The 24,130-nt window shown below is 47.9% G+C and carries 20 protein-coding genes and 10 tRNA genes; 28 read left to right on the plus strand and 2 right to left on the minus strand.

The annotated features are described in order from the left end of the window. Nucleotides 1-32: 32 nt before the first annotated feature. From TSUB_RS03105 to luxS, 28 genes are all read left to right on the plus strand, one after another. Entirely contained in the window at nucleotides 33-731 is a 699-nt protein-coding gene (locus TSUB_RS03105; RefSeq protein WP_087018129.1) for a phospholipase D-like domain-containing protein, read from the plus strand. A 78-nt stretch (nucleotides 732-809) separates the two neighbouring features. Then, the gene (locus tag TSUB_RS03110) at nucleotides 810-1,844 is read left to right on the plus strand and encodes a toxic anion resistance protein (RefSeq protein WP_087018139.1); all 1,035 of its coding nucleotides are present in this window, start codon (nucleotides 810-812) and stop codon (nucleotides 1,842-1,844) included. 111 nt (nucleotides 1,845-1,955) lie between these two features. Beyond that, nucleotides 1,956-2,783, plus strand: a complete 828-nt coding sequence (locus TSUB_RS03115; RefSeq protein ID WP_087018127.1) for a substrate-binding periplasmic protein — start codon at nucleotides 1,956-1,958, stop codon at nucleotides 2,781-2,783. 83 nt (nucleotides 2,784-2,866) lie between these two features. After that, the gene (pncC, locus tag TSUB_RS03120) at nucleotides 2,867-3,343 is read left to right on the plus strand and encodes a nicotinamide-nucleotide amidase (protein WP_087018125.1); all 477 of its coding nucleotides are present in this window, start codon (nucleotides 2,867-2,869) and stop codon (nucleotides 3,341-3,343) included. A gap of 110 nt (nucleotides 3,344-3,453) precedes the next feature. Then, the gene (gene recA / locus TSUB_RS03125) at nucleotides 3,454-4,503 is read left to right on the plus strand and encodes a recombinase RecA (protein ID WP_087018123.1); all 1,050 of its coding nucleotides are present in this window, start codon (nucleotides 3,454-3,456) and stop codon (nucleotides 4,501-4,503) included. A gap of 2 nt (nucleotides 4,504-4,505) precedes the next feature. Continuing rightward, nucleotides 4,506-4,967 carry a regulatory protein RecX gene (locus TSUB_RS03130; protein WP_087018121.1) on the plus strand — a complete coding sequence of 154 codons (462 nt, stop codon included), beginning with the start codon at nucleotides 4,506-4,508 and terminating at the stop codon, nucleotides 4,965-4,967. A gap of 398 nt (nucleotides 4,968-5,365) precedes the next feature. Then, complete coding sequence (alaS, locus tag TSUB_RS03135) at nucleotides 5,366-7,978, plus strand: alanine--tRNA ligase (RefSeq protein WP_087018119.1); 2,613 nt, start codon at nucleotides 5,366-5,368, stop codon at nucleotides 7,976-7,978. Between the two features lie 24 nt (nucleotides 7,979-8,002). Next, nucleotides 8,003-9,193 (plus strand): aspartate kinase, encoded by a 1,191-nt coding sequence (locus tag TSUB_RS03140; protein ID WP_087018117.1) that lies wholly within the window; start codon nucleotides 8,003-8,005, stop codon nucleotides 9,191-9,193. Nucleotides 9,194-9,252: 59 nt separating this feature from the next. Beyond that, entirely contained in the window at nucleotides 9,253-9,450 is a 198-nt protein-coding gene (csrA, locus tag TSUB_RS03145) for a carbon storage regulator CsrA (protein ID WP_087018115.1), read from the plus strand. Between the two features lie 221 nt (nucleotides 9,451-9,671). Next, nucleotides 9,672-9,764, plus strand: a tRNA-Ser gene (locus TSUB_RS03150). 30 nt (nucleotides 9,765-9,794) lie between these two features. Further along, nucleotides 9,795-9,871: transfer RNA gene (locus TSUB_RS03155), tRNA-Arg, on the plus strand. 45 nt (nucleotides 9,872-9,916) lie between these two features. After that, a tRNA-Arg gene (locus tag TSUB_RS03160) sits at nucleotides 9,917-9,993 on the plus strand. Between the two features lie 23 nt (nucleotides 9,994-10,016). Continuing rightward, nucleotides 10,017-10,109: transfer RNA gene (locus TSUB_RS03165), tRNA-Ser, on the plus strand. 29 nt (nucleotides 10,110-10,138) lie between these two features. Then, nucleotides 10,139-10,215, plus strand: a tRNA-Arg gene (locus TSUB_RS03170). A gap of 72 nt (nucleotides 10,216-10,287) precedes the next feature. Then, nucleotides 10,288-10,364: transfer RNA gene (locus TSUB_RS03175), tRNA-Arg, on the plus strand. An 82-nt stretch (nucleotides 10,365-10,446) separates the two neighbouring features. Further along, nucleotides 10,447-10,523 (plus strand) — tRNA-Arg (locus tag TSUB_RS03180). 64 nt (nucleotides 10,524-10,587) lie between these two features. Next, nucleotides 10,588-10,664: transfer RNA gene (locus TSUB_RS03185), tRNA-Arg, on the plus strand. A gap of 51 nt (nucleotides 10,665-10,715) precedes the next feature. After that, nucleotides 10,716-10,792: transfer RNA gene (locus TSUB_RS03190), tRNA-Arg, on the plus strand. A gap of 44 nt (nucleotides 10,793-10,836) precedes the next feature. Further along, nucleotides 10,837-10,913 (plus strand) — tRNA-Arg (locus tag TSUB_RS03195). Nucleotides 10,914-11,272: 359 nt separating this feature from the next. Continuing rightward, a complete protein-coding gene (locus tag TSUB_RS03200) occupies nucleotides 11,273-11,524 on the plus strand; it encodes an oxaloacetate decarboxylase subunit gamma (protein ID WP_087018113.1) in 252 nt (83 codons plus the stop codon). A gap of 35 nt (nucleotides 11,525-11,559) precedes the next feature. Then, nucleotides 11,560-13,344, plus strand: coding sequence for a sodium-extruding oxaloacetate decarboxylase subunit alpha (gene oadA / locus TSUB_RS03205; RefSeq protein ID WP_087018111.1), 1,785 nt, complete (start codon nucleotides 11,560-11,562; stop codon nucleotides 13,342-13,344). Nucleotides 13,345-13,355: 11 nt separating this feature from the next. Beyond that, entirely contained in the window at nucleotides 13,356-14,489 is a 1,134-nt protein-coding gene (locus TSUB_RS03210) for a sodium ion-translocating decarboxylase subunit beta (protein ID WP_087018109.1), read from the plus strand. 170 nt (nucleotides 14,490-14,659) lie between these two features. After that, complete coding sequence (locus TSUB_RS03215) at nucleotides 14,660-15,601, plus strand: NADP-dependent oxidoreductase (RefSeq protein WP_087018108.1); 942 nt, start codon at nucleotides 14,660-14,662, stop codon at nucleotides 15,599-15,601. After that, the gene (locus TSUB_RS03220; protein ID WP_192867827.1) at nucleotides 15,601-16,062 is read left to right on the plus strand and encodes a YqaA family protein; all 462 of its coding nucleotides are present in this window, start codon (nucleotides 15,601-15,603) and stop codon (nucleotides 16,060-16,062) included. The genes TSUB_RS03215 and TSUB_RS03220 overlap by 1 nt, the downstream gene beginning before the upstream one ends. A gap of 10 nt (nucleotides 16,063-16,072) precedes the next feature. After that, nucleotides 16,073-18,907, plus strand: coding sequence for a M16 family metallopeptidase (locus tag TSUB_RS03225; protein ID WP_087018106.1), 2,835 nt, complete (start codon nucleotides 16,073-16,075; stop codon nucleotides 18,905-18,907). A gap of 132 nt (nucleotides 18,908-19,039) precedes the next feature. Continuing rightward, nucleotides 19,040-20,608 (plus strand): glutamate--cysteine ligase, encoded by a 1,569-nt coding sequence (gshA, locus tag TSUB_RS03230; protein WP_087018104.1) that lies wholly within the window; start codon nucleotides 19,040-19,042, stop codon nucleotides 20,606-20,608. A 60-nt stretch (nucleotides 20,609-20,668) separates the two neighbouring features. After that, nucleotides 20,669-21,274, plus strand: coding sequence for a transglycosylase SLT domain-containing protein (locus TSUB_RS03235; RefSeq protein ID WP_087018102.1), 606 nt, complete (start codon nucleotides 20,669-20,671; stop codon nucleotides 21,272-21,274). A gap of 28 nt (nucleotides 21,275-21,302) precedes the next feature. Next, a complete protein-coding gene (gene luxS, locus TSUB_RS03240) occupies nucleotides 21,303-21,821 on the plus strand; it encodes an S-ribosylhomocysteine lyase (RefSeq protein WP_087018100.1) in 519 nt (172 codons plus the stop codon). Nucleotides 21,822-21,917: 96 nt separating this feature from the next. On the opposite strand, the gene TSUB_RS03245 is transcribed toward luxS, so the two are convergent. Together TSUB_RS03245 and TSUB_RS03250 are read right to left on the minus strand one after the other, a co-directional pair. Beyond that, complete coding sequence (locus tag TSUB_RS03245) at nucleotides 21,918-23,201, minus strand: HlyC/CorC family transporter (protein WP_087018099.1); 1,284 nt, start codon at nucleotides 23,199-23,201, stop codon at nucleotides 21,918-21,920. Between the two features lie 85 nt (nucleotides 23,202-23,286). Beyond that, entirely contained in the window at nucleotides 23,287-24,084 is a 798-nt protein-coding gene (locus TSUB_RS03250) for a cytochrome C assembly family protein (protein WP_087018097.1), read from the minus strand. Nucleotides 24,085-24,130: the final 46 nt, after the last annotated feature.

The following is a 24,130-nucleotide window of genomic DNA, read 5'->3' on the forward strand; positions in this document are numbered from 1 at the left end:
AGCTGTGGGCATTTTTGCTAGAGGACTCAAGGATGAACAAACATCAGTTAGCTGAGTGGATCACAACATCATTAGACGACTTTAAATTGGATGACAGTGAGCGGCGAGAGTTGAGCGCTACACTCAGTGATCTGGATATGGCCGATGAAGATCGCGGCTTTATTCGTAATCACACCTTTAGGTTGGCGCAGCAAGCACTCGGCGAAGGCGGGGATCCTGCGATGATAGTGCGTTGGCTAGAGCGGATTGTTAAGGTGTTAGACAACTCAAGACCGAGTGCAGAACCTGTCATTGCTGAGAGTTGGTTCTCTCCGGGGCGGGCGTGCGCAAATGGTATCACTCAGCATTTGCGTAGCGCTCGACACAGCATTGATATCTGTGTTTTTACTATCGCAGATGATGATCTCAGCAAAGAAATCTTGCGCGCTCATGAGCGTGGCGTGAAAGTTCGATTAGTGACCGATGCCGAGAAGCTCCATGACCGAGGTAGCGATATCGACTATCTCGCCCGCAAAGGTGTCCCGATTAAGATCGATGATACCAACTACCATATGCACCATAAGTTCGCGATTTTTGATGGTCAGCGAATGATTAATGGCAGCTTTAACTGGACGAGAAGCGCGTCAAAATATAATCAAGAAGATATTACCTTGACCGATGACCCCCGCTTCGTGGGCAAGTATTTGGCAAGATTCGAAACGCTTTGGGAGCGCTTCCCGCAATATAACTAATTTAACAAGCTCAGTAAGGAGCCTGGCATGGAAGATATCCAACAACCTGTCCCACAGGAAGAACACAAAGAAGAGCATATGCCAATGGCGCTGCCCGCGGATGCCATTGTTGCGATTGCGGATGCCTTCGACCCTTATGATAGTGTCTCGACCATCACTTTCGGTAAAGAAGCTCAGCAAAGTTTGACAGACTTTACCGATTCGGTGTTAGAAAACGTTCGGCTTCGAGATGCAGGAGATGCAGGTGAAATGTTGCAGTCGATGATTGCGACAATGGATGGCTCTCAGTTTGATGAGGTTAATAAGTCGACGTTCTTGTCTCGTTTACCTTTAATTGGTGAGCTCTTTTGCGGATTTAAGAAATTTGCGCAAGGCTTTGATTCAGTGAAGAGTCACCTTGAGGAGTTAACCAAGTCGCTGGAAGCGCAGTCGGTGCGTTTAGCCCATGATGTGCGTCAGTTGGACACACTATATGATGAAAACTTGGCTTTGTTGAAAGGGTTAGAAGAATACATCGAAGCGGGGCGTTGGAAAATTCATCAACTCAAAGAAGCGCATCTACCTGTGCTGCTGAAAGCGGCGCAAGAGTCTGGTGACGCCTTGGAGGCACAGGCTCACCGTGACGCGCAGCAGGTCGTTGCACGTTTAGAAAAACGCGTTCACAACCTAGAGCTTTCACGTATGGCAGCAATTCAGACCGCGCCACAGATCCGTTTATCTCAAGAGGGTAATCAGATCATGATGGAAGATATTCAGGATATCGTCCATAACACCTTACCTATGTGGAAACGACAGTTCTTGATTGCTATCTCAAACTTTGAGAAAGAGAAGGCATTGAAGGTAACGCGTGCGGTGAAAGATTACACCAATCAGCAGTACGTACAGAACGCGGAAAAGCTGAAAGTACTGGAAGAGCAAATTGCCGAAAACTATCAACGTGGTGTGCTTGATCTCGACTCATTACAAACCGTGAACCAGTTAACCATTGAAACATTGAACAATACCTTGTCGAGAGTGAAAGAAGGGCGTGAGAAGCGAGAGCATGCCCAGCGTGTGATTGCTGAAGCAGAGAAAGAGCTTAAGCTAGCGTTGCAACAAACCATCAGTGATTAAGGTGCTTGTGCTCAAGTATTTTGAGGTTGCTTGAGCCTAGTGAATCGTCAGTAAAAAGCAGTGGTCAATTGGCCGCTGCTTTTTTGTTTGTCCCAAATTAGAAGCATTGATGTGGCATCTGAGTCACTACGCTTAATTGACTATGTGATCAATTCGGGTGTCGACATGCTGAGAGTGATGACGTTTACGTTGTTTTGCCTAATGACAACGTTCGCTTTGGCGGAAAATAGGCGGGTGGTGAATTTAACCGCGGGGAACTATCCCCCTTATCAAGCAGAAAACCTCAAGCACTATGGCGTTGTCTCGAGAATTGTTGTTGAAGCATTTGCTTTGGAAGGGATTGACGTGAAATTTCACTTTATGTCTTGGAAACGGGCTTATGGCTATATTTTACGTGGTGAACTAGATGGGGTGGGATACGCAACTAAAAAAGCGGAGCGGTTAGCGCACTTTTACTACTCAGAGCCTGTTTTTCAGAAAACGCGGGTGTTCTTTCATTTAAAATCGCGTCCTTTTGATTGGTCATCGATGGCTGATCTTGCTGGATATCGAATAGGCGCAATGCAAGGGTATGCCTACAGTGATGAGTTTGATCAGGCAGACCAAAATGGTGACATCACCACCGAACGCGTGTTGTCTCATGCACAAAATATGACAAAGCTGTTGCGAGGCAACCGATTGGATATTGTGCTGACAACAATAGACCAAGGTTTTTATGCACTTCATCTTACCCATCCTGAGGAAGTGGACCGTGTGACCTATCATCCCAAGCATGTTCAAAACCCTGATATGTATCTGATGATTTCTAAGAAAGTGGCAGATGGTGCCTTGTTAGTGGAGAAGTTCAATCGAGGTTTAGCGACATTGCGTGCAGAGGGAAAAATAGCGCAGTATTTTGCGGAGTCACAACGAGGTGAATACATTATTGAGGCTGAGTAGGGTTTAAATCTGGTTAGGGATTGCGATTCATACGATGAGCGCTCAGAATACCGTTTTCTGAGCGCTTTTTAATAGGAGCAAGGATGGTTCATAAGAGATTGAGTCAACAACTCGGCAAAGCCTTAGCTGACAGAGGTTGGGTACTGGCGACAGCTGAATCTTGCACTGGCGGTGGGGTAGCGACAGCTGTCACTGACATTGCTGGGAGTTCAGCGTGGTTTGATCGCGCCTTTGTGACTTACAGCAATGAAGCAAAAATGGAAATGCTAGGTGTAAAGGCTGACACGCTCATTCAGTTTGGAGCAGTGAGTGAGCCTGTTGTCGAAGAGATGTCACAGGGCGCTTTGTCGCGCTCTCACGCAGATATCAGTGTCGCAATAAGCGGTATAGCGGGACCCGGTGGAGGTTCAGACGAAAAGCCGGTTGGAACGGTGTGCTTTGGTTTTGCAACCCGACAGGGTGAAAGTACAGTCACTACCTGTATATTTGCTGGTGATCGGGCACAGGTTAGGACTGAAGCGATTGAGTATGCGTTAAAAAGCCTGATTAAAATGATTTAAAATCAACATCTTGTACTATTGGTGCAGAAAATCCGCAATCACCAGTAGACACTGTATGAATAGACAGTATAATGATCAGCATTAAACAAGAACGTAGTGTGGAGAGTCGAATGGACGACAACAAACAGAAGGCACTGGCTGCGGCGCTGGGTCAAATCGAAAAGCAATTTGGTAAAGGGTCGATCATGCGTCTGGGTGATGATCGTACCATGGACATTGAAACCGTTTCTACCGGTTCGTTGTCGTTAGATATCGCACTGGGTGTTGGTGGTCTTCCATACGGCCGTATCGTTGAAATTTACGGTCCAGAATCTTCGGGTAAAACGACACTCACACTGCAAGTGATCGCCGAAGCGCAAAAACAAGGTAAAACCTGTGCATTTATCGATGCTGAGCACGCGCTTGATCCCGTCTATGCGCGCAAGCTGAATGTTGATATCGATAACCTGCTGGTCTCTCAACCAGATACTGGTGAGCAAGCACTTGAAATCGCAGATGCGTTGACACGCTCTGGTGCTGTTGACGTGATCATTGTTGACTCCGTTGCCGCATTGACGCCAAAAGCTGAGATTGAAGGCGAGATGGGTGATTCTCACATGGGTCTTCAGGCACGAATGTTGTCGCAAGCGATGCGTAAGCTGACCGGTAACATCAAAAACTCAAACACCTTGATGATCTTCATCAACCAGATCCGAATGAAGATCGGTGTCATGTTTGGTAATCCTGAAACAACAACCGGTGGTAATGCACTGAAGTTCTACGCGTCTGTGCGTCTTGATATTCGCCGTACTGGTGCCATCAAAGATGGTGACGAGGTTGTAGGTAACGAAACGCGCGTGAAAGTAGTGAAGAACAAAGTGGCAGCGCCATTTAAGCAAGCAGACTTCCAGATTCTTTATGGCCAAGGCATTAACTTACTAGGTGAGTTGGTTGACCTTGGGGTTAAGCATAAAATGGTTGAAAAAGCGGGTGCATGGTATAGCTACAATGGCGATAAGATTGGCCAAGGTAAAGCGAATGCGTGTAAGTTTCTTGCTGAGAATACTGCGATTGCACAAGAGATCGATAAGAAATTGCGTGACTTGCTGCTGCAAAAACCAGAACTTCAGGAAGACGCTGATGGCGAGCAAGCCGATACCGCTGAAGATCAAGCATTCTAAGCATGAAGCAATCAGCTTATGAGGCTGCGGTGGGACTATTGTCCCGCCGTGACCACGGCGAGAAAGAGCTACGGAGTAAATTGCTTAGTAAAGGGTTTGCCTTCGAAGAGGTTACTGACGCTCTGACCCGCTGTAAAGAATATGGATACCTCGATGATAGTCGCTACTGTGAGTTGATGTTGCGTAATGGCATTAACAAAGGGTGGGGGCCTCAACGTATTCAACAATCTCTTAAGCAAAAAGGTATTGCGGATAGCCGAATCCAAGAGATGTTTTTAGATCTCGATATCGATTGGTTTGAACAAGCCAGAGTCACTGCGCAACGCAAGTTTGGCTCGCAGGTCCAACGGACGAAAGATCGTCAAGTTGAAATGAAAGAGAAAGCAAAACGCTTTCGTTTTCTGCAATATCGTGGCTTTGACTTTGAACAGTCCAACTACGCACTAGAGCAACTCTCGCTTTAGCGCTATTTTCTTTTCAGCGCCACTTTTCCCATTAAGTCATCGCGTTTCACTTGGATTTTCGATACTCAAGTGGCAACGGCGGGTTGTGCACCACTATCTTCATTTTGCCATTCGGGGCTGCCAATTTGCGATGTTACTATGTGCAGGTTAACACCAATGTGATAGCGACTAGACTACGATGGGAGTGATGATACGCTTTCGCCAATGTCGACTTTAATTAATCTTGGGCGAAATTGCCTCTGAAAAGCTGCATTAATTAGCCTATTGATGTTTTTTTCCCTCCTATATTGACGCTGGCTGTTTTACAATAGCGCTAATTCTTATCGTCGCGGTTGAATTTTGCACATTCGCCCGCGGCTTTGTTGATCAATAAATATGCCGTTTTTCAGGAAATGCCTATGTACATGAGCACAGACGAGATACGCCGCGCGTTTCTTACGTTTTTCGAAAGCAAAGGACACCAAATTGTAGACAGTTCATCGCTAGTTCCAGCCGATGATCCAACTTTGTTGTTTACAAATGCCGGGATGAACCAATTCAAAGATACCTTCTTAGGATTAGAAAAACGTAATTACACCCGAGCAACATCGGCGCAGCGCTGTGTTCGAGCTGGTGGTAAGCATAATGACCTTGAAAATGTCGGTTTCACTGCACGCCACCACACTTTCTTCGAGATGCTGGGGAACTTCAGTTTTGGTGATTACTTTAAGCAAGATGCGATCAAATATGCTTGGGAATTTCTCACTGAAACATTGAAGCTGCCAGAAGACCGCTTACTTGTCACAGTCTATGAGACGGATGACGAAGCGTTCGAGATCTGGAACAAAGAGATGGGTATTCCTGCCGATCGTATTATTCGCATTGGTGATAAAGAAGGTGGTAAAGCTTACGAGTCAGACAACTTCTGGCAGATGGGTGATACTGGCCCGTGTGGTCCATGTACCGAAATATTCTATGATCATGGCGACCACATCTGGGGTGGACGCCCGGGTACACCAGAAGAAGATGGTGACCGTTTTATCGAGATCTGGAACAACGTATTCATGCAGTTTAACCGTCAAGCAGACGGTACTATGGAGCCGCTGCCTAAGCCTTCAGTCGATACCGGTATGGGTATTGAGCGTATTGCTGCGATCATGCAAGGCGTGCACTCTAACTATGAAATTGATGTTTTCCAAACGTTGATCAAAGAAGCGGCTAAAGTTATCGGTCACGATGATCTTTCTAATCAGTCACTGCGCGTTGTTGCCGACCACATCCGCTCGTGTGCCTTCTTAATTGTTGATGGTGTGATGCCATCAAACGAGGGGCGTGGTTATGTGTTACGCCGTATTATTCGTCGTGCCGTTCGTCATGGTAACAAGCTTGGTGCACAAGGTGCCTTTTTCTACAAGCTCGTTGGTCCACTGGCGGAAATCATGGGGAGCGCCGGTGAAGAACTGAAAAAGCAGCAAGCGGTCGTTGAGAAAGTACTGAAAATTGAAGAAGAGAATTTCGGACGTACACTTGATCGCGGTATGGCGATTCTTACTGAAGCGTTAGACGCACTTGACGGTAAAGTCCTTGACGGTGAAACCGTATTTAAACTCTATGACACCTATGGTTTCCCCGCGGATTTGACCAATGATGTCGCTCGTGAGCGAGGTTTCTCGATTGATGAACCTGCATTTGAAGTCGCAATGGAAGCGCAACGTCAACGTGCACGTGATGCAGGTCAGTTTGGCGTTGATTACAACGACGCGATTAAAGTGGACGGCGAGAGTGCTTTCTGTGGCTACGACGCGACACAAGGTGACGCTAAGGTTGTCGCTCTATTCCGTGATGGCGAAGCTGTTGATACTTTGAATGAAGGTGAGTCCGGTCTTGTTGTGCTGGATAACACGCCGTTCTACGCGGAATCAGGTGGTCAATGTGGTGATGCCGGTGACATTGCGGGCTTTAAAGTCGAAGATACACAAAAATTTGGTAGCGCGATTGGCCACAAAGGTCAGCAAGCCCAAGGTGCTTTAAGTGTTGGCGAAACCGTTACTGCATCAGTTGATGCAGAGCGCCGTGCGGCAATTAGTTTAAACCACTCAGCCACCCACTTATTGCATGCGGCATTGCGAAATCTTCTTGGTGAGCATGTGGCGCAGAAAGGCTCGTTGGTAAAAGCCGACGGACTGCGTTTTGACTTCTCTCATCTAGAAGCAGTGAAACCGGAAGAGCTGCGTGAGATAGAGCGCGTGGTTAATGAACAGATTCGTATCAACCACGTTATCCAAACTGAAGTGATGGATATCGAAGCCGCAAAAGCAAAAGGTGCAATGGCCCTGTTTGGCGAGAAGTACGACGATGAAGTACGCGTGTTGAGCATGGGTGAATTCTCTACCGAGTTGTGTGGTGGTATTCATGCGAAGCATACGGGTGATATCGGCCTATTTAAAATTGTGTCGGAAGGCGGGATCGCGGCAGGTATCCGCCGAATTGAGGCGGTAACTGGTCAAGGCGCGATTAACGCACTTCATGCACAAGAGCAAAACCTCATTGATGCCGCATCTCTGCTCAAGTCAGATCAAGGGTCTGTGGTTGAGAAAGTGGGCGCATTGGTGTCGCACAGCAAAGCTCTGGAAAAAGAGATTCAGCAGTTGAAAGACAAGCTTGCTGCACAAGAAAGTGCAGGCCTTGTGAATCAAGCGAAAGACATTAATGGTGTCAAAGTGCTGGTGGCGAAACTTGAAGGTGCCGATAACAAAGCACTGCGTGGCATGGTTGATGAGCTTAAAAACCAACTCGGTAGTGGGGTTGTGGTACTTGGCAATGCAAGCGGCGACAAAGTAGGTTTGATTGCCGGCGTGACTAAGGACCTAACCAGTAAAGTTAAAGCGGGCGAGTTAGTGAATCTCGTTGCGCAGCAAGTGGGAGGCAAAGGTGGCGGCCGTCCAGATATGGCTCAAGCCGGTGGTTCAGACGTTGCAGCACTGCCTGCAGCACTGGAATCTGTGACTCCATGGCTAACTGAAAAGCTATAAGCTTTTTTAGGAGAAGATAAGTAAGTGGCACTGATCGTCCAGAAATTTGGTGGAACCTCTGTGGGTTCCATCGACAGAATAGAGGCCGTCGCTCGGCGAGTGATTAATGCTCATCAGCAGGGACACCAGGTAGTGGTTGTCGTTTCAGCAATGTCAGGCGAGACAAATCGTCTCCTGGGATTAGCAAAGCAGATCGATGAAGTGCCAATGGCGCGTGAACTCGATGTTTTGCTGTCTGCTGGTGAGCAGGTATCTATGGCTTTATTAGCCATGGCTATCAACAAACAGGGTTTTGCCGCAACGTCAATGACAGCGGATCAGGTTGGTATTACGACGCGAGGCGGTTTTAACAACGCTGAGATAGATAAGATCTCTACTGAGAGTATTCAATCCCTGTTAGATAATGGCCATATTGTGATTGTTGCTGGCTTTCAAGGTCGCGATAACCAAGGAAACATTACCACTCTCGGTCGCGGCGGCTCGGATGCTAGTGCAGTCGCATTAGCAAGTGCGTTAAAGGCCGATGAGTGTCAAATCTTTACTGATGTTGATGGTGTCTATACCACGGACCCTCGCATTGAGCCGCAGGCACGTCGACTAGATGTGGTGGACTTTGAAACCATGACGACATTGGCGCGTTTGGGGGCCAAAGTCTTGCAGCTCCAATCGGTAGAGTATGCGTATCAGCATCAAGTCCCTTTGCGTGTTCTCTCTTCTTTTGAAGATGATAGAACAACACAAGGGACTTTAGTGCAGATGAAGTCTGATAATCAGACATCAATAGCAGGCATCGCTGTACTGGCAAACCAACACTTGTTTTCGCTTGCTTCACAAGCCGAAAAAATGATTTGGCAAAGTGGTGGCATTGCTTCTCAGTTATGGAATAATGTGATGGATGAAACAAATTCTTCACATGTTGTGGTGTCAGATGCAGATCTGGCACAGCTAAAGCTAGCGCACAGTGACGAACTACATCATATTGACAATGTAGCGACATTATCCGTCGTTGGAAATGCTGCAACGGAGTGCGAGCAGGCGATGTTAGCGACACTGGCTGGTGAAGGAATTGTTGTCCACAAGGTGCAACATTTGCCGCAATGTCTATGCTTATTGGTAGCTGAATCTGACCATAAGCGAGCGGTGAAACTGCTTCATGCGCAATTTGTGGTTGCTGGTCTTTCAGAGCATGAGCCGGAACTTTTGGCTGTGTCCTAATAGAAAGACGAGTTCGCTGTTAAAAATGAATAATTAGAGATTACTCAAGGAGCACACGAATGCTGATTTTGACTCGTCGCGTAGGTGAGACGTTAATGATTGGTGACGAAGTTACCGTCACTGTTTTAGGTGTTAAAGGTAACCAGGTTCGAATTGGTGTGAATGCACCGAAAGAAGTATCTGTTCACCGTGAAGAAATTTATTTGCGCATCCAAGCAGAGAAAGGCGCTGGCGCTGAAAAAGCGAGCAGCTACTGATAGAAGAGTCGGCTTAGGCCGACTTTTTTATTACCTCCAATTCAGTGCAATACTGGATTTGTTCAGATCTAACTCATTTAATTTTGTGGAAAAAAATGTCACATTGTTGCTTTAAGGTTCACTTTGGTTGCAAAGTGTCCAAGCGCGCATGAATTCGATATTTTTCGCGATAAAATGTTTGACATATTTTTGCTTCGAAGTAATATGAGCCCCCGCAAGACGGTGAGGTGGCCGAGAGGCTGAAGGCGCTCCCCTGCTAAGGGAGTATACGGTTTGTAGCCGTATCGAGGGTTCGAATCCCTCCTTCACCGCCATTTTTTCTGTTTATGTCAAAACAGTACTGCGCGCTCGTAGCTCAGCTGGATAGAGTACCTGGCTACGAACCAGGCGGTCGGAGGTTCGAATCCTCCCGAGCGCGCCATCATTTAAGATGTGAGTGTTAACTGGCATCTATAACAAACAATGTGCGTCCGTAGCTCAGCTGGATAGAGTACCTGGCTACGAACCAGGCGGTCGGAGGTTCGAATCCTCCCGGACGCGCCATTCTTTGTTAAACCTGTTTGTGTGGTGAGGTGGCCGAGAGGCTGAAGGCGCTCCCCTGCTAAGGGAGTATACGGTTTGTAGCCGTATCGAGGGTTCGAATCCCTCCTTCACCGCCATTTTTCTGTTTATGTTAAAACAGTACTGCGCGCTCGTAGCTCAGCTGGATAGAGTACCTGGCTACGAACCAGGCGGTCGGAGGTTCGAATCCTCCCGAGCGCGCCATTCTTCATAAATATCAGTCCTTTTCAGTGATTGTGTCTACACAATTGTTGTCACTGTTATTTAGACCCCTGCGCGTCCGTAGCTCAGCTGGATAGAGTACCTGGCTACGAACCAGGCGGTCGGAGGTTCGAATCCTCCCGGACGCGCCATTATTTATAGCAATGAAGCTCAGTACTTTGTTGTTACACTCCTGGGTAACGGATTCCCTTCAAAGAGTAAAAAGATTTCTGCGCGCTCGTAGCTCAGCTGGATAGAGTACCTGGCTACGAACCAGGCGGTCGGAGGTTCGAATCCTCCCGAGCGCGCCATTCTTTTCCCATGGAAGTCAATTAACACATCTTTGATATTAAGACTATCATTTATGTGGCCTGCGCGTCCGTAGCTCAGCTGGATAGAGTACCTGGCTACGAACCAGGCGGTCGGAGGTTCGAATCCTCCCGGACGCGCCACTATTTTTTCTTGTGTTCTTCTTCAATAAACATGAGATACCCCGTTTCTGCGCGCTCGTAGCTCAGCTGGATAGAGTACCTGGCTACGAACCAGGCGGTCGGAGGTTCGAATCCTCCCGAGCGCGCCATCATTTCATATTGCTTTTTGAGAGCAGTATTACCGTCTTAATGCGCGTCCGTAGCTCAGCTGGATAGAGTACCTGGCTACGAACCAGGCGGTCGGAGGTTCGAATCCTCCCGGACGCGCCATCTTCTCATCTCTGAGAATAACGTCCCTTAACGCTTCATATTTATACCCTGTTTTCCTGTCTTTTTAGACAATCTATGCACAGACTTATTCACACATACCTTTGTGCTTTCAATAGATCATCCCGCACAGCTTCTTAAACCTCTAAATTTGTGCTGTTAATTTTACTTCCACCGAAATATGCGTCTGTTAAACGCATACTAATGCTGCTTTCTTCGCATTTTTGTCAATAGCTATTCAACTAAATGTCATAATTGTTGATTTATGTTAAGATTTTTTGCGTTTTTACGCGTTAAGGTGGAGTTAACGTAGTTATCCATGCGACGGGGTGTCGCGATTTAAATGGTAGAAAGGAAGCAGGATGTCAAATATCAGTGATCTGCTAGTCGAAGCGGCAACACTCATGCTGACAGGCATGGTGTTTGTCTTTGTGTTCTTAAGTATCTTGATCTTTTTGGTGCAGACATTGGCAAGTCGATTGCCGAAAGAAGTGCCAGAAGCCCCCGAAATACCTTCCCGAGCAACAACCTCAAACACGGCAAACGGTGTGTCGCCTAGTGTCGTTGCGGCGATTGCCGTTGCTATTAAGCAGCATCGTCAGCGCAACGCATGATTTAAGCCGGACAATATGATTAAAAGGAGTTGAGCATGTCCAAACCATTAGCACTAACCGATGTGGTACTTCGCGATGCCCATCAATCGTTATTCGCGACACGTATGCGTGTCGAAGATATGTTACCGATTGCCGAGCAGCTAGATAAAGTCGGTTACTGGTCACTGGAAACTTGGGGTGGGGCAACATTTGATGCCTGTATCCGTTTCTTGGGTGAAGATCCGTGGGAGCGTCTTCGCTTATTAAAGGCGGCAATGCCAAATACGCCAATGCAGATGTTACTGCGTGGTCAAAACCTACTTGGCTACCGTCACTACGCCGATGATGTTGTCGATAAGTTTGTTGAACGTGCGCACAAAAATGGTATGGATGTTTTCCGTATTTTTGATGCGATGAACGACGTACGTAACTTCGAACGTGCGGTAAAAGCGGCGGTTAATGTTGGTGCTCACGCGCAGGGTACACTCTCTTACACCACTAGCCCTTACCATACGTCTGATACTTGGGTTGATCTTGCTAAGCGCCTTGAAGATTTAGGGTGTCATTCTCTCTGTCTTAAAGATATGGCAGGCTTGTTAAAGCCTTATGAAGCTGAAGAGGTGATTTCGCGTATTAAAGCCTCTTGTGACATCCCATTAGCATTGCACTGTCATGCGACGACAGGCCTTTCGCCTGCAACAGCGGTGAAGGCAGTCGAAGCCGGTCTTGATATTCTTGATACCTCTATCTCGTCGATGAGTCAGACATACGGCCATACTGCGACTGAGACCGTTGTCGCGATGCTTGAGGGCACGGGACGTGATACCAACCTCAAACTTGATCAACTTGAGCCGATTGCCGCGTATTTCCGTGAAGTACGTAAGAAGTATGCGAAATTTGAAGGTCAGCTTAAAGGCGTCGACTCCCGTATTCTTATTGCCCAAGTACCGGGTGGTATGTTGACGAACATGGAAGGCCAGCTGAAAGAGCAAGGCGCGGCGGATCGCCTCGATGAAGTATTGGAAGAGATCCCTCGCGTGCGTAAGGATTTAGGCTATATCCCGTTGGTTACGCCGACCTCACAGATTGTGGGTACGCAATCGGTAATTAACGTATTGACGGGTGAGCGCTATAAGTCAATCACCAAAGAGACTGCCGGTGTATTGAAAGGCGAATACGGTAAACCACCAGCAGATGTCAATGCTGAGCTTCAAGCGCGTGTATTAGATGGCGCTGAGGCGATTATCTGCCGTCCTGCCGACTTAATTGAGCACGAACTTCACACCTTAACAGATGACCTCGTTGCGAAGGCGAAAGAGGAGAATATTGCCCTAGCGGATGAGCAAGTGGATGACGTGCTAACTTATGCTCTGTTCCCACAAGTTGGTCTCAAGTTCCTCAAAAACCGCAACAACCCAGATGCATTTGAACCTGCACCGGGTAAGGAAGTAGCTGAAGAAAAACCAGCGGCAGCGCCAGTGGTTTCAGCGGCCGGTGGTATTGAGGCTTACAGTGTGAAAGTGAACGGTCAAGTCTTCGATGTGGAAGTCGGCCCAGCAGGTGAAGTGTCGTCTGTGAATTTGGCGAAAGATGCGCCAGTAGCCGCACCAGCAGCACCTGCGGGGAATGCTGAGCCTGTGCCTGCCCCATTGGCGGGTAACATCTTTAAGATTCAAGTCCAAGCAGGTGCTCAAGTCTCTGAAGGTGATGTATTGGTCGTGCTTGAAGCGATGAAGATGGAAACCGAAGTACGCGCAGCGCGCGGTGGGGTCGTGGATCAGATTCACGTTAAAGAGGGTGATACTGTAGCGGTAGGTGCTCCTATCCTCAGTCTGGCTTAGTAGAGGATGCCATGGAAGGACTAACAACACTGTGGCTAAACACAGGGATCGCCCATTTTCAGTTTACACAACTGATCATGATCCTAGTGGGCTGTGGTCTGCTGTTTTTAGCCATCAAAAAAGGATTTGAGCCATTACTGTTGGTGCCGATTGGATTCGGTGCCATCTTGGCAAACATTCCTAATGCCGGGTTTACCGATGAAGGCGGCTTGCTATACATGGTGTATGAAGCAGGTATTGCGACAGGGGTGTTCCCACTGTTGATCTTCATGGGTGTTGGCGCGATGACCGACTTTGGTGCTCTGATCGCCAACCCGAAAACCTTACTGCTCGGTGCGGCAGCTCAGTTTGGTATTTTTGCGACTTTGTTTGGCGCGATTTTACTTAACTTGGTGCCGGGTATGGAGTTTACCTTACAGGATGCTTCGTCCATTGCCATTATCGGTGGCGCCGATGGCCCGACGGCGATTTTCTTAGCCAGTAAGCTCTCGCCTGACTTACTCGGCGCAATCGCTGTAGCAGCCTATAGTTACATGGCGCTGGTGCCGATCATTCAGCCGCCAATTATGAAGGCATTTACGACCGAAGAAGAGCGCAAGATTCAGATGAAGCAGTTGCGTCACGTCGGCAAGGTAGAGAAGATAATCTTCCCACTTGCTGTACTGATGATGACGATTCTGTTCCTGCCATCGGCAACGCCATTAGTCGGTATGTTCTGCCTAGGTAACCTGATGCGCGAATCTGGCGTGGTCGATCGCCTCTCCAGCACAGCCCAAAATGAGTTGATCAATGTGGTCACTATCTTCTTGGGCCTAGGCGTTGGCTCCAAGTTGCAAGCGGATAAGTTTTTGCACGTTGAAACACTGGGTATCTTGGCGTTGGGTGCGGTGGCATTCAGTATCGGTACGGCAGCAGGTGTATTAATGGCCAAGATATTGGCGAAGTACTCGGATGAGCCGATTAACCCGTTGATCGGTGCTGCAGGTGTTTCCGCAGTGCCAATGGCAGCGCGTGTGGTCAACAAAGTGGGTTTGGATTCCAACCCGCAAAACTTCTTGTTGATGCACGCTATGGGGCCTAATGTTGCTGGTGTACTCGGTTCGGCGGTCGCGGCGGGGATTTTGCTTGCACTTGTAGGTGGCTAAACTATCTATGTTATCCAGTACGCTTGGGCTCAATATTTGATGCAGAGCTGATATCTGCTAAAAAGCAGCAGAACTGACTTGAGCGCCATGCAACTGATGGCAAACAAGGTATATGATAGAGCGGGTGACGTAAGTCGCCCGTTTTTTTATGCCTATTTGGGGAGCAAGCGATGAAAAATCAACAGCTACAAATTATCGAGTTTGGCGCGCCTTCAGTGTTGGCACTAGCGCAAAGCGAACTAACCGCGTTATCAGAGGGGGACGTCCTAGTGAAAGTGGCGTTTGCCGGTGTGAATCCCGTCGATGCTAAAACACGTGCGGGGTTAGGCTGGGCTGCTGAACGTTGTAAAGATGCACTACCTTGGACGCCGGGTTTTGATTTTTCGGGTGAAATCGTAGCTGTGGGTGAAGGTGTCTCTCAGAAGTGGCAGGAAGGTGCGCGCGTTGCAGGTCTGACTTTAGACGGTGGCTGTTATGCTGAGTACTTGGTGATAAAGGAAGACAAGCTTGTCGAAGTGCCTGAAAATATTTCACTGAAGGAGGCGGCAGCAACGCCTTTAGCCGCGTTGACGGCATTGCAAGCGTTACAAAAAGGCGGCCTTAGTGAAGATGATCGCGTGTTGATTTTGGCCGGAGCGGGCGGTGTCGGGCACTTTGCTATTCAATTTGCCAACGAACATGGTGCGCAAGTGTATGCGTCGTGCTCTTCAAAGAATGTGGCATTTGTTCAAGCGCTGGGTGCGAACGCATTAGATTATACACAAGGCGATCTCGATATTGATGGTGTGGATCTTTTGATTGATCTCGTTGGTGGTCATGTGGGCGAAAAAGCGCTGGGGTGCGTAAAAAAAGGCGGGCGTGTCGTCACCATTCCATCGGTGACAGCGGCATCTATCATAGAGCACGCAGAGAAGCTGGGGCTGGCTGCATCCGGTATGTTAGTGGAGCCAGATAATGAGTTATGTAGCGAAATATTTCGCATGTTAGCGAACGAAGCTGTGACGGTAACGGTGAGTGAGCAGTTTGCTTTGTCTGAAGGCGATGAGGCGCATACCGCGATTGAGACTGGACGTACTCGCGGTAAGCTAGTGCTTGCAATAGCAGGGGCATAGTGTTGAGTTTAGAGAGTATAGTGCCTGCTCTTACCGCGTTATTCGTGGGTGAGAGTGGGCTGTGGGTGCTGTTTGTTACTGGATTTTTAAGTGCGACGCTTTTGCCTGGTGGCTCTGAAGCCGCCTTTCTTGCCGCCATGAGGCTAGGAGATAACAGCTTGATGTTGCTGATTGTTGTTGCAACCATAGGTAACACTTTGGGTGGAATGACAAACTATTGGCTAGGGCGATTGTTACCGGATAAAACTTCTGATGAGAAACACGGTCATAAAGCCATGCATTGGTTAAAGCAGCATGGATACTGGGCACTGTTGTTCAGTTGGTTGCCTGTTATTGGCGACCCCCTCTGCTTGGCCGCGGGGTGGCTGCGGCTAAACCATTCCCTCAGTTTTTTCGTCGTTCTGATAGGTAAAGCACTTCGCTACACCGCATTGGCAATGATTTTCAAAGGCATTCTTTAGGAGTAGACGAGTGCGCAAAAGTCTTATGGCTCTGATGAGTCTAACGATGGTGGCTTGTGGCCACCTATCTCAAACTTCCACCCCCTTGCCTGAAGGCATCACTTTGGTTGAGTCTCATCGCGTCGCTCAGGGCGAAGTGGGTATTGCTTATGACAAGTACGAGTTAGACAACGGCTTAACGCTTGTCCTTCATCATGACCACTCAGATCCCTTGGTGCATGTCGATATGACTTACCATGTGGGCTCAGCAAGAGAAGAGCAGGGTTATTCAGGCTTTGCCCACTTCTTCGAACACATGATGTTCCAAGGGTCTGAAAATGTTGGTGACCAAGAACACTTTCGTTTGATCACCGAAGCGGGCGGGACCTTGAATGGCACCACTAACCGCGATCGTACTAACTACTTTCAGACCGTGCCTGCGAATGAGTTAGAAAAGATACTGTGGTTAGAAGCCGATCGTATGGGTTTCTTGTTAGATGCGGTCTCACAACATAAATTTGAGATACAGCGTGATACGGTAAAAAACGAACGTGCGCAAATGTATGAAAACCGTCCTTACGGCTTGATGTATGAGCGAATGGGCGAGGCACTTTTTCCTCGCGAGCATCCCTACTCTTGGCAGACGATTGGGTATATAGAGGACCTTAATCGCGTTGATGTCGATGACTTGAAAGCCTTCTTTTTACGCTGGTATGGTCCCAACAACGCAGTGCTGACTGTGGGTGGTGATATTGATACTCAAACCACGCTCGAATGGGTGAAAAAGTACTTTGGTTCCATTCCTCGTGGCCCTGAAGTTGATGCGGCTGACAAGTGGCCAGTGACGCTAGATAACGATCGTTTTATTACGCTTGAGGATCAGATTCAACAGCCCATGTTGATGATGGCGTGGCCGACGGAATACCTCGGTAGCGAGAATGAGTTTGCCCTCGATGTGCTCGCGCGTGTTTTAGGAAGTGGTCGTAATAGTTTACTTTATCAAGAACTTGTTAAGACCGGTAAGGTGCTTGATGCGGGCGCTTTTCACGATTGTGCTGAATTAGCATGTACGTTCTACGTCTACGCGATGGGCAATAGTGGTGACGCTGGTGACCTTACCGTGATTCGCGAGCAAGTGCTGGAGGTACTTGGGCTGCTTAGAGAGCGAGGTGTTAACGAGCAAGACATTGAAGAAGTGATTGGCATGGTTGAGGCCGGCACTATCTTTGGTTTGCAGAGTGTGCGCGGGAAAGTGACACAGTTAGCCTCTAACGAAACTTTCTTTGGCAAGCCGGATCGCCTAGCCATTGAGAAAGACAAGCTCTATCAGGTTAAACCGAAAGATGTTGAAGCCGCCTTCGCTCAATTTGTCGATGGTCGCTACTCGGTATCTTTGAGTACCATCCCTGCAGGGCAGCATCACTTAGCCGCGAGAGAAGTTAACTATACGCCAGCGGAGCGACAACTACCTGAACATGTAACGCCTGAGCTAGTCTATCGTCGTGCAGAAGACAGTTTTGATCGTAGTCTCATGCCGCAGCCAACAGCACCTTCGGAAGTAACCTTGCCTGACTTGTATCGCTTTGAACTCGAGAATGGCATTGATGTGCTCGGTACGGTCAATAGCGAAACGCCAACCGTACAGTTGCGCATCTCTTTACCTGCAGGTCGTCGTGATGAAACGGTCGCATCATCCGGTATTGCAAGGCTCACTGCCGCCATGATGAATGAAGGCTCAACCAAGCGTTCAGCCGAGGAACTGCAAACCGCACTCGATAAAATCGGTAGTAGTGTTTCATTTAACGCAAACACTTACACCACCACTCTCTCTATTACGACCTTGGTGAAGCACCTTGACGAAACATTAGAGATAGCGGCAGAGAAGTTATGGCATCCCGCTTTTGATGAGACTGACTTCCAGCGTTTACGCAAACAAGCATTAGAAGGCTTAAGGTATGAACAACAACGTCCGGCTTGGTTGGCGTCAGAGGCAACGAGAAAACTGATGTTTGAAGGGACACCCTTTGCCTTGTCTGGTGATGGTACTGTCGCCAGCTTAAATCAATTGACTTTGGACGATGTGAAGCAGTTTTATGCGGACCATTACACGCACAATGAGGTCAAGGTGGTGATTGTCGGTGATGTGGAAGAGGCGTCAATCAAGCAAAGCCTGGAAACTTTCGGAAAGTGGCAGGGGGGTGTTAAACCAGCGCGTGTCTCTTTTGAACTGCCGCAACGTGAAGGCGGCGCTATTTGGTTGGTGAATCGGCCGCATTCACCGCAGAGTGTGATTCGTTTAGTTCGCCCTGCATTGCCGTATGATGGTGCTGGTGAGATGTACCAAACCCAGCTCGCTAACTTTAATCTAGGAGGCAACTTTAACAGCCGGATTAATCAGAATCTGCGGGAAGATAAAGGGTACACGTATGGCGCAGGAGGGTATCTCGTCAATGGTCGTGAAATTGGCTATATGACCTATTATGGTCAGGTGCGTGCAGACGTCACCGGAGCAGCATTGAGAGAGTTTATCAACGAGATGAATGAAGCGACCCTATCAGGCTTTACTGATGCCGAGATGGATTACATGCGTTTGGCGGTTGGACAAAAAGAAGCACTGTCGTATGAAACTCCTAGTCAAAAGGCCGGTCTGTTAGCGCAGATGCAGATTTATGATATGGATGAAACCTTTGTCGCTGAGCAGAACCAAGTGGTCGCGGAGGTTGACAAAGCGACATTGAATGCGCTGGCTGAAAAGTGGTTCGACCCATCGCACTACCACATGATTGTGGTCGGAGATGCGGCGCTGATCCGCGCTCAGCTAGAAGAGCTTGAACTTCCTATATTTGACCTCAATATAGATATATAAGCGATAGCATTCATAGCGCCCATGATTAGATGGGCGCTTTTTTACTCGCCCTAGCGTGATCGACATAGCATTCTGTGTTTAAGACAGCTATTCTGACGACAATTTCACTTTTATTAACCAACGAGACATACCTTGACTGATTTTACGCGACGGTTGCAACAAGTTGCTGCCAATCCCGACGCACTGACTCATTTTGGACGTGGTATAGAGCGAGAAGCACTGCGCATTTCGCCGCAAGGTAATTTATCTGATCAGCCGCATCCCGAAGGATTAGGACAAGCGCTCACTCACGACTGGATCACAACGGACTTCGCTGAATCCCTACTTGAGTTCATTACCCCTGTTTCTACTGATATCGATACGACACTTTCTCAGTTGAGTGACATTCACAAGTTTACTTACAGTGAATTAGGCAGCGAACAACTGTGGCCGATGTCGATGCCTTGCTTTGTTGAGAATGAAGCGGCGATTACCTTGGCACAATATGGCCAATCAAACTCAGGCAAGATGAAGACGCTTTACCGGGAAGGATTAAAGCATCGCTACGGCAGCGTGATGCAAATTATCTCGGGCGTGCATTTTAATTTCTCGTTTCCTGAGGTGTTTTGGGAACAATTGTTTGGTGAGCAAAGTGATGAAGCTCGACAAGAGAGTATCTCTGGCGCTTACTTTGGCTTAATCCGCAATTACTACCGCTACGGCTGGATTATCCCCTACCTGTTTGGGGCATCACCGGCGCTGTGTGGCTCCTTTATCAAAGCCTCTGCCTCTACATTGCCCTTTAAAGAAATTGGCGAAGGGACCTGCTACCTGCCTTATGCCACCTCGCTGCGCTTGAGTGATCTGGGTTATACCAACAGCGCGCAAAGTGTCTTGCGTATTGGCTTTAATAGTATTGAGCAGTATGTTGATGGCTTACAGGCTGCGATTCGTACCCCTTCTGAAGAGTTCGCGAAAATTGGTGTGAAAGTGGATGGCGAGTATCGCCAATTAAACAGCAACGTGCTGCAAATTGAGAATGAGCTCTACTCACCTATACGTCCTAAGCGTGTGGCTAAAAGTGGTGAAAAACCTTCAGATGCATTGCAGCGTGGTGGGGTTGAATATATTGAAGTACGTTCACTCGATGTGAACCCATTTAGCCCCGAAGGGATTGATGCAGACCAAATTCGTTTTCTTGACCTATTCCTGACATGGGCGACACTCACTCCTTCTGCGGATATGTCAGATGCTGAGCTAGATTGTTGGCGTAAGAATTGGAGTAGTGTTGTTGTTGAAGGTCGAGACCCTGAACTTAAGCTCCAAATGGGCTGCGGTGAACCACAACACGGGCTACAAGATTTAGCTTCAGACCTCTTTGCTCAACTGCGCATGATCGCTGAAGCGATTGATGCCGCTAAAGGGGGGCATGCCTATGTGGAAACTTGCGACAAGTTATCATCTTGGGTGACGCACCCTGAGATGACGCTATCGGCTCGACTACTAGAAGCGATTAAACAGAAAGCCAGTATCAGCGCAGTGGGTTATGCACTCGCCGAACAGCATGCCATGAATTTTGATCAGGCGGACTACCAGCAGTTTACTTATCAGCAGTTTGTCGACAAACGTCATGCATCGTTTGCTGATCAAGCGGCAATGGAAGCTGCGGATTCGGTCTCATTTGATCAATTTCTTGCAGACTACTTTGCAGATCTTCACTGAAGCCGTGAATTCAATCGGTTATGATGGCAGCTTAGGCTGCCATTTTTATAGAGGGAAAGGATGTATAAGTCTCTTCTGACTGTTCTGTTAAGCATAGGTTTGGTTGGCTGTGCTGCACCCCCACCGCCCAAAAATCAAAGCAATATCTGTGAAATTTTCCGTGAACAGCCAAGTTGGTATAAAGATGCCAAGCGGATGGAAGAGGAGTGGGGGACACCTATCCAAGTAGCCATGGCATTTGTGAAGCAAGAGAGTAGCTTTCGTCACGATGCGCGGCCACCGAAAAAGAAAGTGTTGTGGGTTATCCCATGGGGCCATGTGAGCAGCGCGTACGGATATGCTCAAGCGCAAGACCCAGCGTGGAGTGACTATCAAAAAGCCACAGGCAATGGGGGCAGTCGCACTAAGTTCAGTGATGCAATGATGTTTATTGGTTGGTATACCCATGAGACGCAGCGTCAATTAGGGGTCTCAAAATGGGATGCATACAACCAGTATCTTGCCTATCATGAAGGCAGAGGGGGTTATAGCCGTAAAACGTATAACGCCAAACCAAATTTGATTAAGGTTGCTCGTCGTGTCGAGCAGCAAGCGAAGGACTATGGGTGGCAGCTTAAACAATGCCGCTCGGAACTAGAGAAAAACAGCAGTTGGTGGCCTTGGTAGTTTTGCCACCAATACAAGGAGAAAAGAGATGCCGTTACTAGACAGTTTTACCGTCGATCACACGCGTATGCATGCGCCAGCCGTGCGTGTAGCTAAAACGATGCAGACGCCAAAGGGCGATACCATTACCGTGTTTGATCTTCGTTTTTGTCGCCCAAATGAAGATATCTTGTCAGAGCGAGGTATTCACACGTTAGAGCACTTATACGCTGGCTTTATGCGTAACCATTTAAACTCAGACGACATTGAGATTATCGATATCTCGCCTATGGGCTGTCGTACTGGTTTTTACATGAGCTTGATTGGCACACCACAAGAGGCACAAGTTGCTGCGGCTTGGACTGCAGCAATGGAAGACGTGTTGAAGGTGGCGTCTCAAGAGCAAATTCCTGAGTTGAACGAGTATCAGTGTGGTACAGCAGAGATGCATTCGTTAGAAGAAGCAAAAGCGATCGCGACCAATATTCTTGATGCGGGTATCAATGTAAACAAGAACGAAGACCTTGCTTTACCTGAGAGCATGTTAAAAGAGTTAAGCGTTAAGTAATGACGAATGCGTCATAGGAAGCGAGATAGAAAAAGCCCGAGTTAGCAAAAACTCGGGCTTTTTGATCGTTTTATGCAATCGTTCTATACAAATGGTCTATCGAGCGAGAACGCGTTGTTGCTTCTCTGGTACGACTTTCACTTGCTTAATCATGTTCTCAGAGATTTCAATGATCTCCATATGATGACCTTCAACCGCGACACTCAGTTGGCTTTCAGGAATATCTTGCAGATGTTCAAGAATCAAACCATTCAGTGTCCGAGGGCCATCGGTAGGCAGCTTCCAGTTGAGACTCTTGTTGAGGTCGCGAATATTTGCGCTACCATCGATTAAGTAACTGCCATCACTTTGCGGTGTGATCTCTTCCGCCAGGCTTGGCTGCATTGAGGTAGTAAACTCACCAACAATCTCTTCCAGAATGTCTTCCATCGTGACAAGCCCTTGGATATCACCATACTCGTCAACAATTAAACCAATACGTTGCTTATTGCGTTGGAATTTGAGGAGTTGTGTGTTGAGTGGCGTGCCTTCTGGGATAAAGTAGATTTCGTCAGCGGCGCGGAGTAGCGTCTCTTTACTGAACTCATTTTTCTCCATCATGATCCGGTAAGCTTCGCGAACGCGCAACATACCGACGACTTCATCTATCTGGTCTCGATAGAGCACAATACGGCCATGGGCAGAGTGTGTCAGTTGGCGCACAATCGACTTCCAATCGTCGTTGATGTCGATAGCGGCGATTTCACTACGAGGCACCATAATATCTTCGACTGTCACGTTCTCTAAATCTAAGATAGAGATCAGCATGTCTTGGTGCCGACGAGGAATAAGCCCACCTGCTTCATTCACTATCGTGCGGAGTTCTTCCGAACTGAGGTGACCATCATCAGACTTATCAACATTGAGGCCAATGATCTTTAGGAAGGTATTCGTGATGCCATTGACTAGCCAAACCAAAGGGTAGAGCAGGCGCATCAAAATATTTAGCACTATGCTGCTGGCATAAGAGACCTTTTCAGGATAAAGCGCAGCCAGAGTCTTAGGGGTTACTTCAGCAAAGACAAGGACGACAAGGGTAAGGACACCCGTAGCGATGGCGACGCCAATGTCACCAAAAAGACGCATGCCCAAAATGGTTGCAATGGCTGACGCAAGAATATTGACTAGGTTGTTACCTATCAGGATCAGGCCTATCAGCCTGTCAGGACGAGAAAGGAGCGCTTCCACACGCTTGGCGCCTTTATGACCATGATTAGCAAGATGGCGAAGCTTATAGCGATTCAGCGACATCATGCCCGTTTCAGAACCGGAAAAGTATCCGGAAATGACGATAAGTAATATCAGTAGGGAAAATAACAGTCCCGTGGATATGTCGTCCAAGAAGGTGTCCTATGGTTACGAATTTGAAACTTCTTTTTACCGACTCTATCGAAAAAATCAATCACTCTATGGTCTAAATGATAATTTACCCGCCGATAATGACTTCTTTAACAAACCGGCTGCCAAAGTAGGCCAAGGTGAGTAAGAAGGCGCCAATGATGCTGAACCAAATCACTGGGCGACCTCGCCAACCTTTCTGGTAATGACCCCATAAGAGCACAGTATAGACAACCCATGCGAGAAGGGAGAAGATCGCCTTATGGGCTTTTCCTTGTGCAAACATATCGCCAACAAACCAAAACCCGGTCAACAGTGTTGTCGTTAACAAGGTATGACCGATGAGGATCACTTTGAATAACTGACGCTCTACCATCATTAGCGGTGGGAGGTTTGGGTTGATTGCGAGTTTCTTTTTACTGCGTAACTTGTTGTCAAGGTAAGCCAGTTGAATGGCATAAAGGCAAGCTATCATCAGGGTTGAATAGGCGAATAACGCCAATGAGATGTGGAGTAACACTTGTGGATGCGCTTCTAAGTGCGTGACAAACGCCCCTGGCAACAGCGTCGCAGCGCAAAGATTAATGGCGGCAAAGCTATAGACAACAGGTAATAGAAACCACACTCGGATCTTGGTTGCGGTGATTGTGGTGATTGCTGAAATAATGAAACTGATCAGAGAGGCGACGTTAAGAATGCTAAGATTTTGCCCTGGCCCTTCTAAGATCAGGTCTTTCAATAAAATGATGTGAGCGAGTAGCGCCAACGCCGCGAAACTGAGAACGCGTCGAGATTGGATACCATCACTGTTCGTCAGGCCGGGTAGGACCTGGGTTAACGCTAAGCAATAAAAGCAGGCTGCAAGAACAGCTAGCATGATTTCCATAGTCAACAACTCGTTGATAATAAGCACATAGACCAAGAATTATACC

Origin of the sequence: Thaumasiovibrio subtropicus (genome assembly GCF_019703835.1) — a bacterium.
In the GTDB taxonomy this organism is placed as follows: Bacteria; Pseudomonadota; Gammaproteobacteria; order Enterobacterales; family Vibrionaceae; genus Thaumasiovibrio; species Thaumasiovibrio subtropicus.

Bases quoted from the DNA above. Each gene is read 5' to 3' on its own strand.
- TSUB_RS03105 (WP_087018129.1), top strand. From the start codon at position 33: ATGAACAAACATCAGTTAGCTGAGTGGATCACAACATCATTAGACGAC.
- TSUB_RS03110 (WP_087018139.1), top strand. From the start codon at position 810: ATGCCAATGGCGCTGCCCGCGGATGCCATTGTTGCGATTGCGGATGCC.
- pncC (WP_087018125.1), top strand. From the start codon at position 2,867: ATGGTTCATAAGAGATTGAGTCAACAACTCGGCAAAGCCTTAGCTGAC.
- recA (WP_087018123.1), top strand. From the start codon at position 3,454: ATGGACGACAACAAACAGAAGGCACTGGCTGCGGCGCTGGGTCAAATC.
- TSUB_RS03130 (WP_087018121.1), top strand. From the start codon at position 4,506: ATGAAGCAATCAGCTTATGAGGCTGCGGTGGGACTATTGTCCCGCCGT.
- alaS (WP_087018119.1), top strand. From the start codon at position 5,366: ATGTACATGAGCACAGACGAGATACGCCGCGCGTTTCTTACGTTTTTC.
- csrA (WP_087018115.1), top strand. From the start codon at position 9,253: ATGCTGATTTTGACTCGTCGCGTAGGTGAGACGTTAATGATTGGTGAC.
- TSUB_RS03200 (WP_087018113.1), top strand. From the start codon at position 11,273: ATGTCAAATATCAGTGATCTGCTAGTCGAAGCGGCAACACTCATGCTG.
- oadA (WP_087018111.1), top strand. From the start codon at position 11,560: ATGTCCAAACCATTAGCACTAACCGATGTGGTACTTCGCGATGCCCAT.
- TSUB_RS03210 (WP_087018109.1), top strand. From the start codon at position 13,356: ATGGAAGGACTAACAACACTGTGGCTAAACACAGGGATCGCCCATTTT.
- TSUB_RS03215 (WP_087018108.1), top strand. From the start codon at position 14,660: ATGAAAAATCAACAGCTACAAATTATCGAGTTTGGCGCGCCTTCAGTG.
- TSUB_RS03235 (WP_087018102.1), top strand. From the start codon at position 20,669: ATGTATAAGTCTCTTCTGACTGTTCTGTTAAGCATAGGTTTGGTTGGC.
- luxS (WP_087018100.1), top strand. From the start codon at position 21,303: ATGCCGTTACTAGACAGTTTTACCGTCGATCACACGCGTATGCATGCG.
- TSUB_RS03250 (WP_087018097.1), bottom strand. From the start codon at position 24,084: ATGGAAATCATGCTAGCTGTTCTTGCAGCCTGCTTTTATTGCTTAGCG.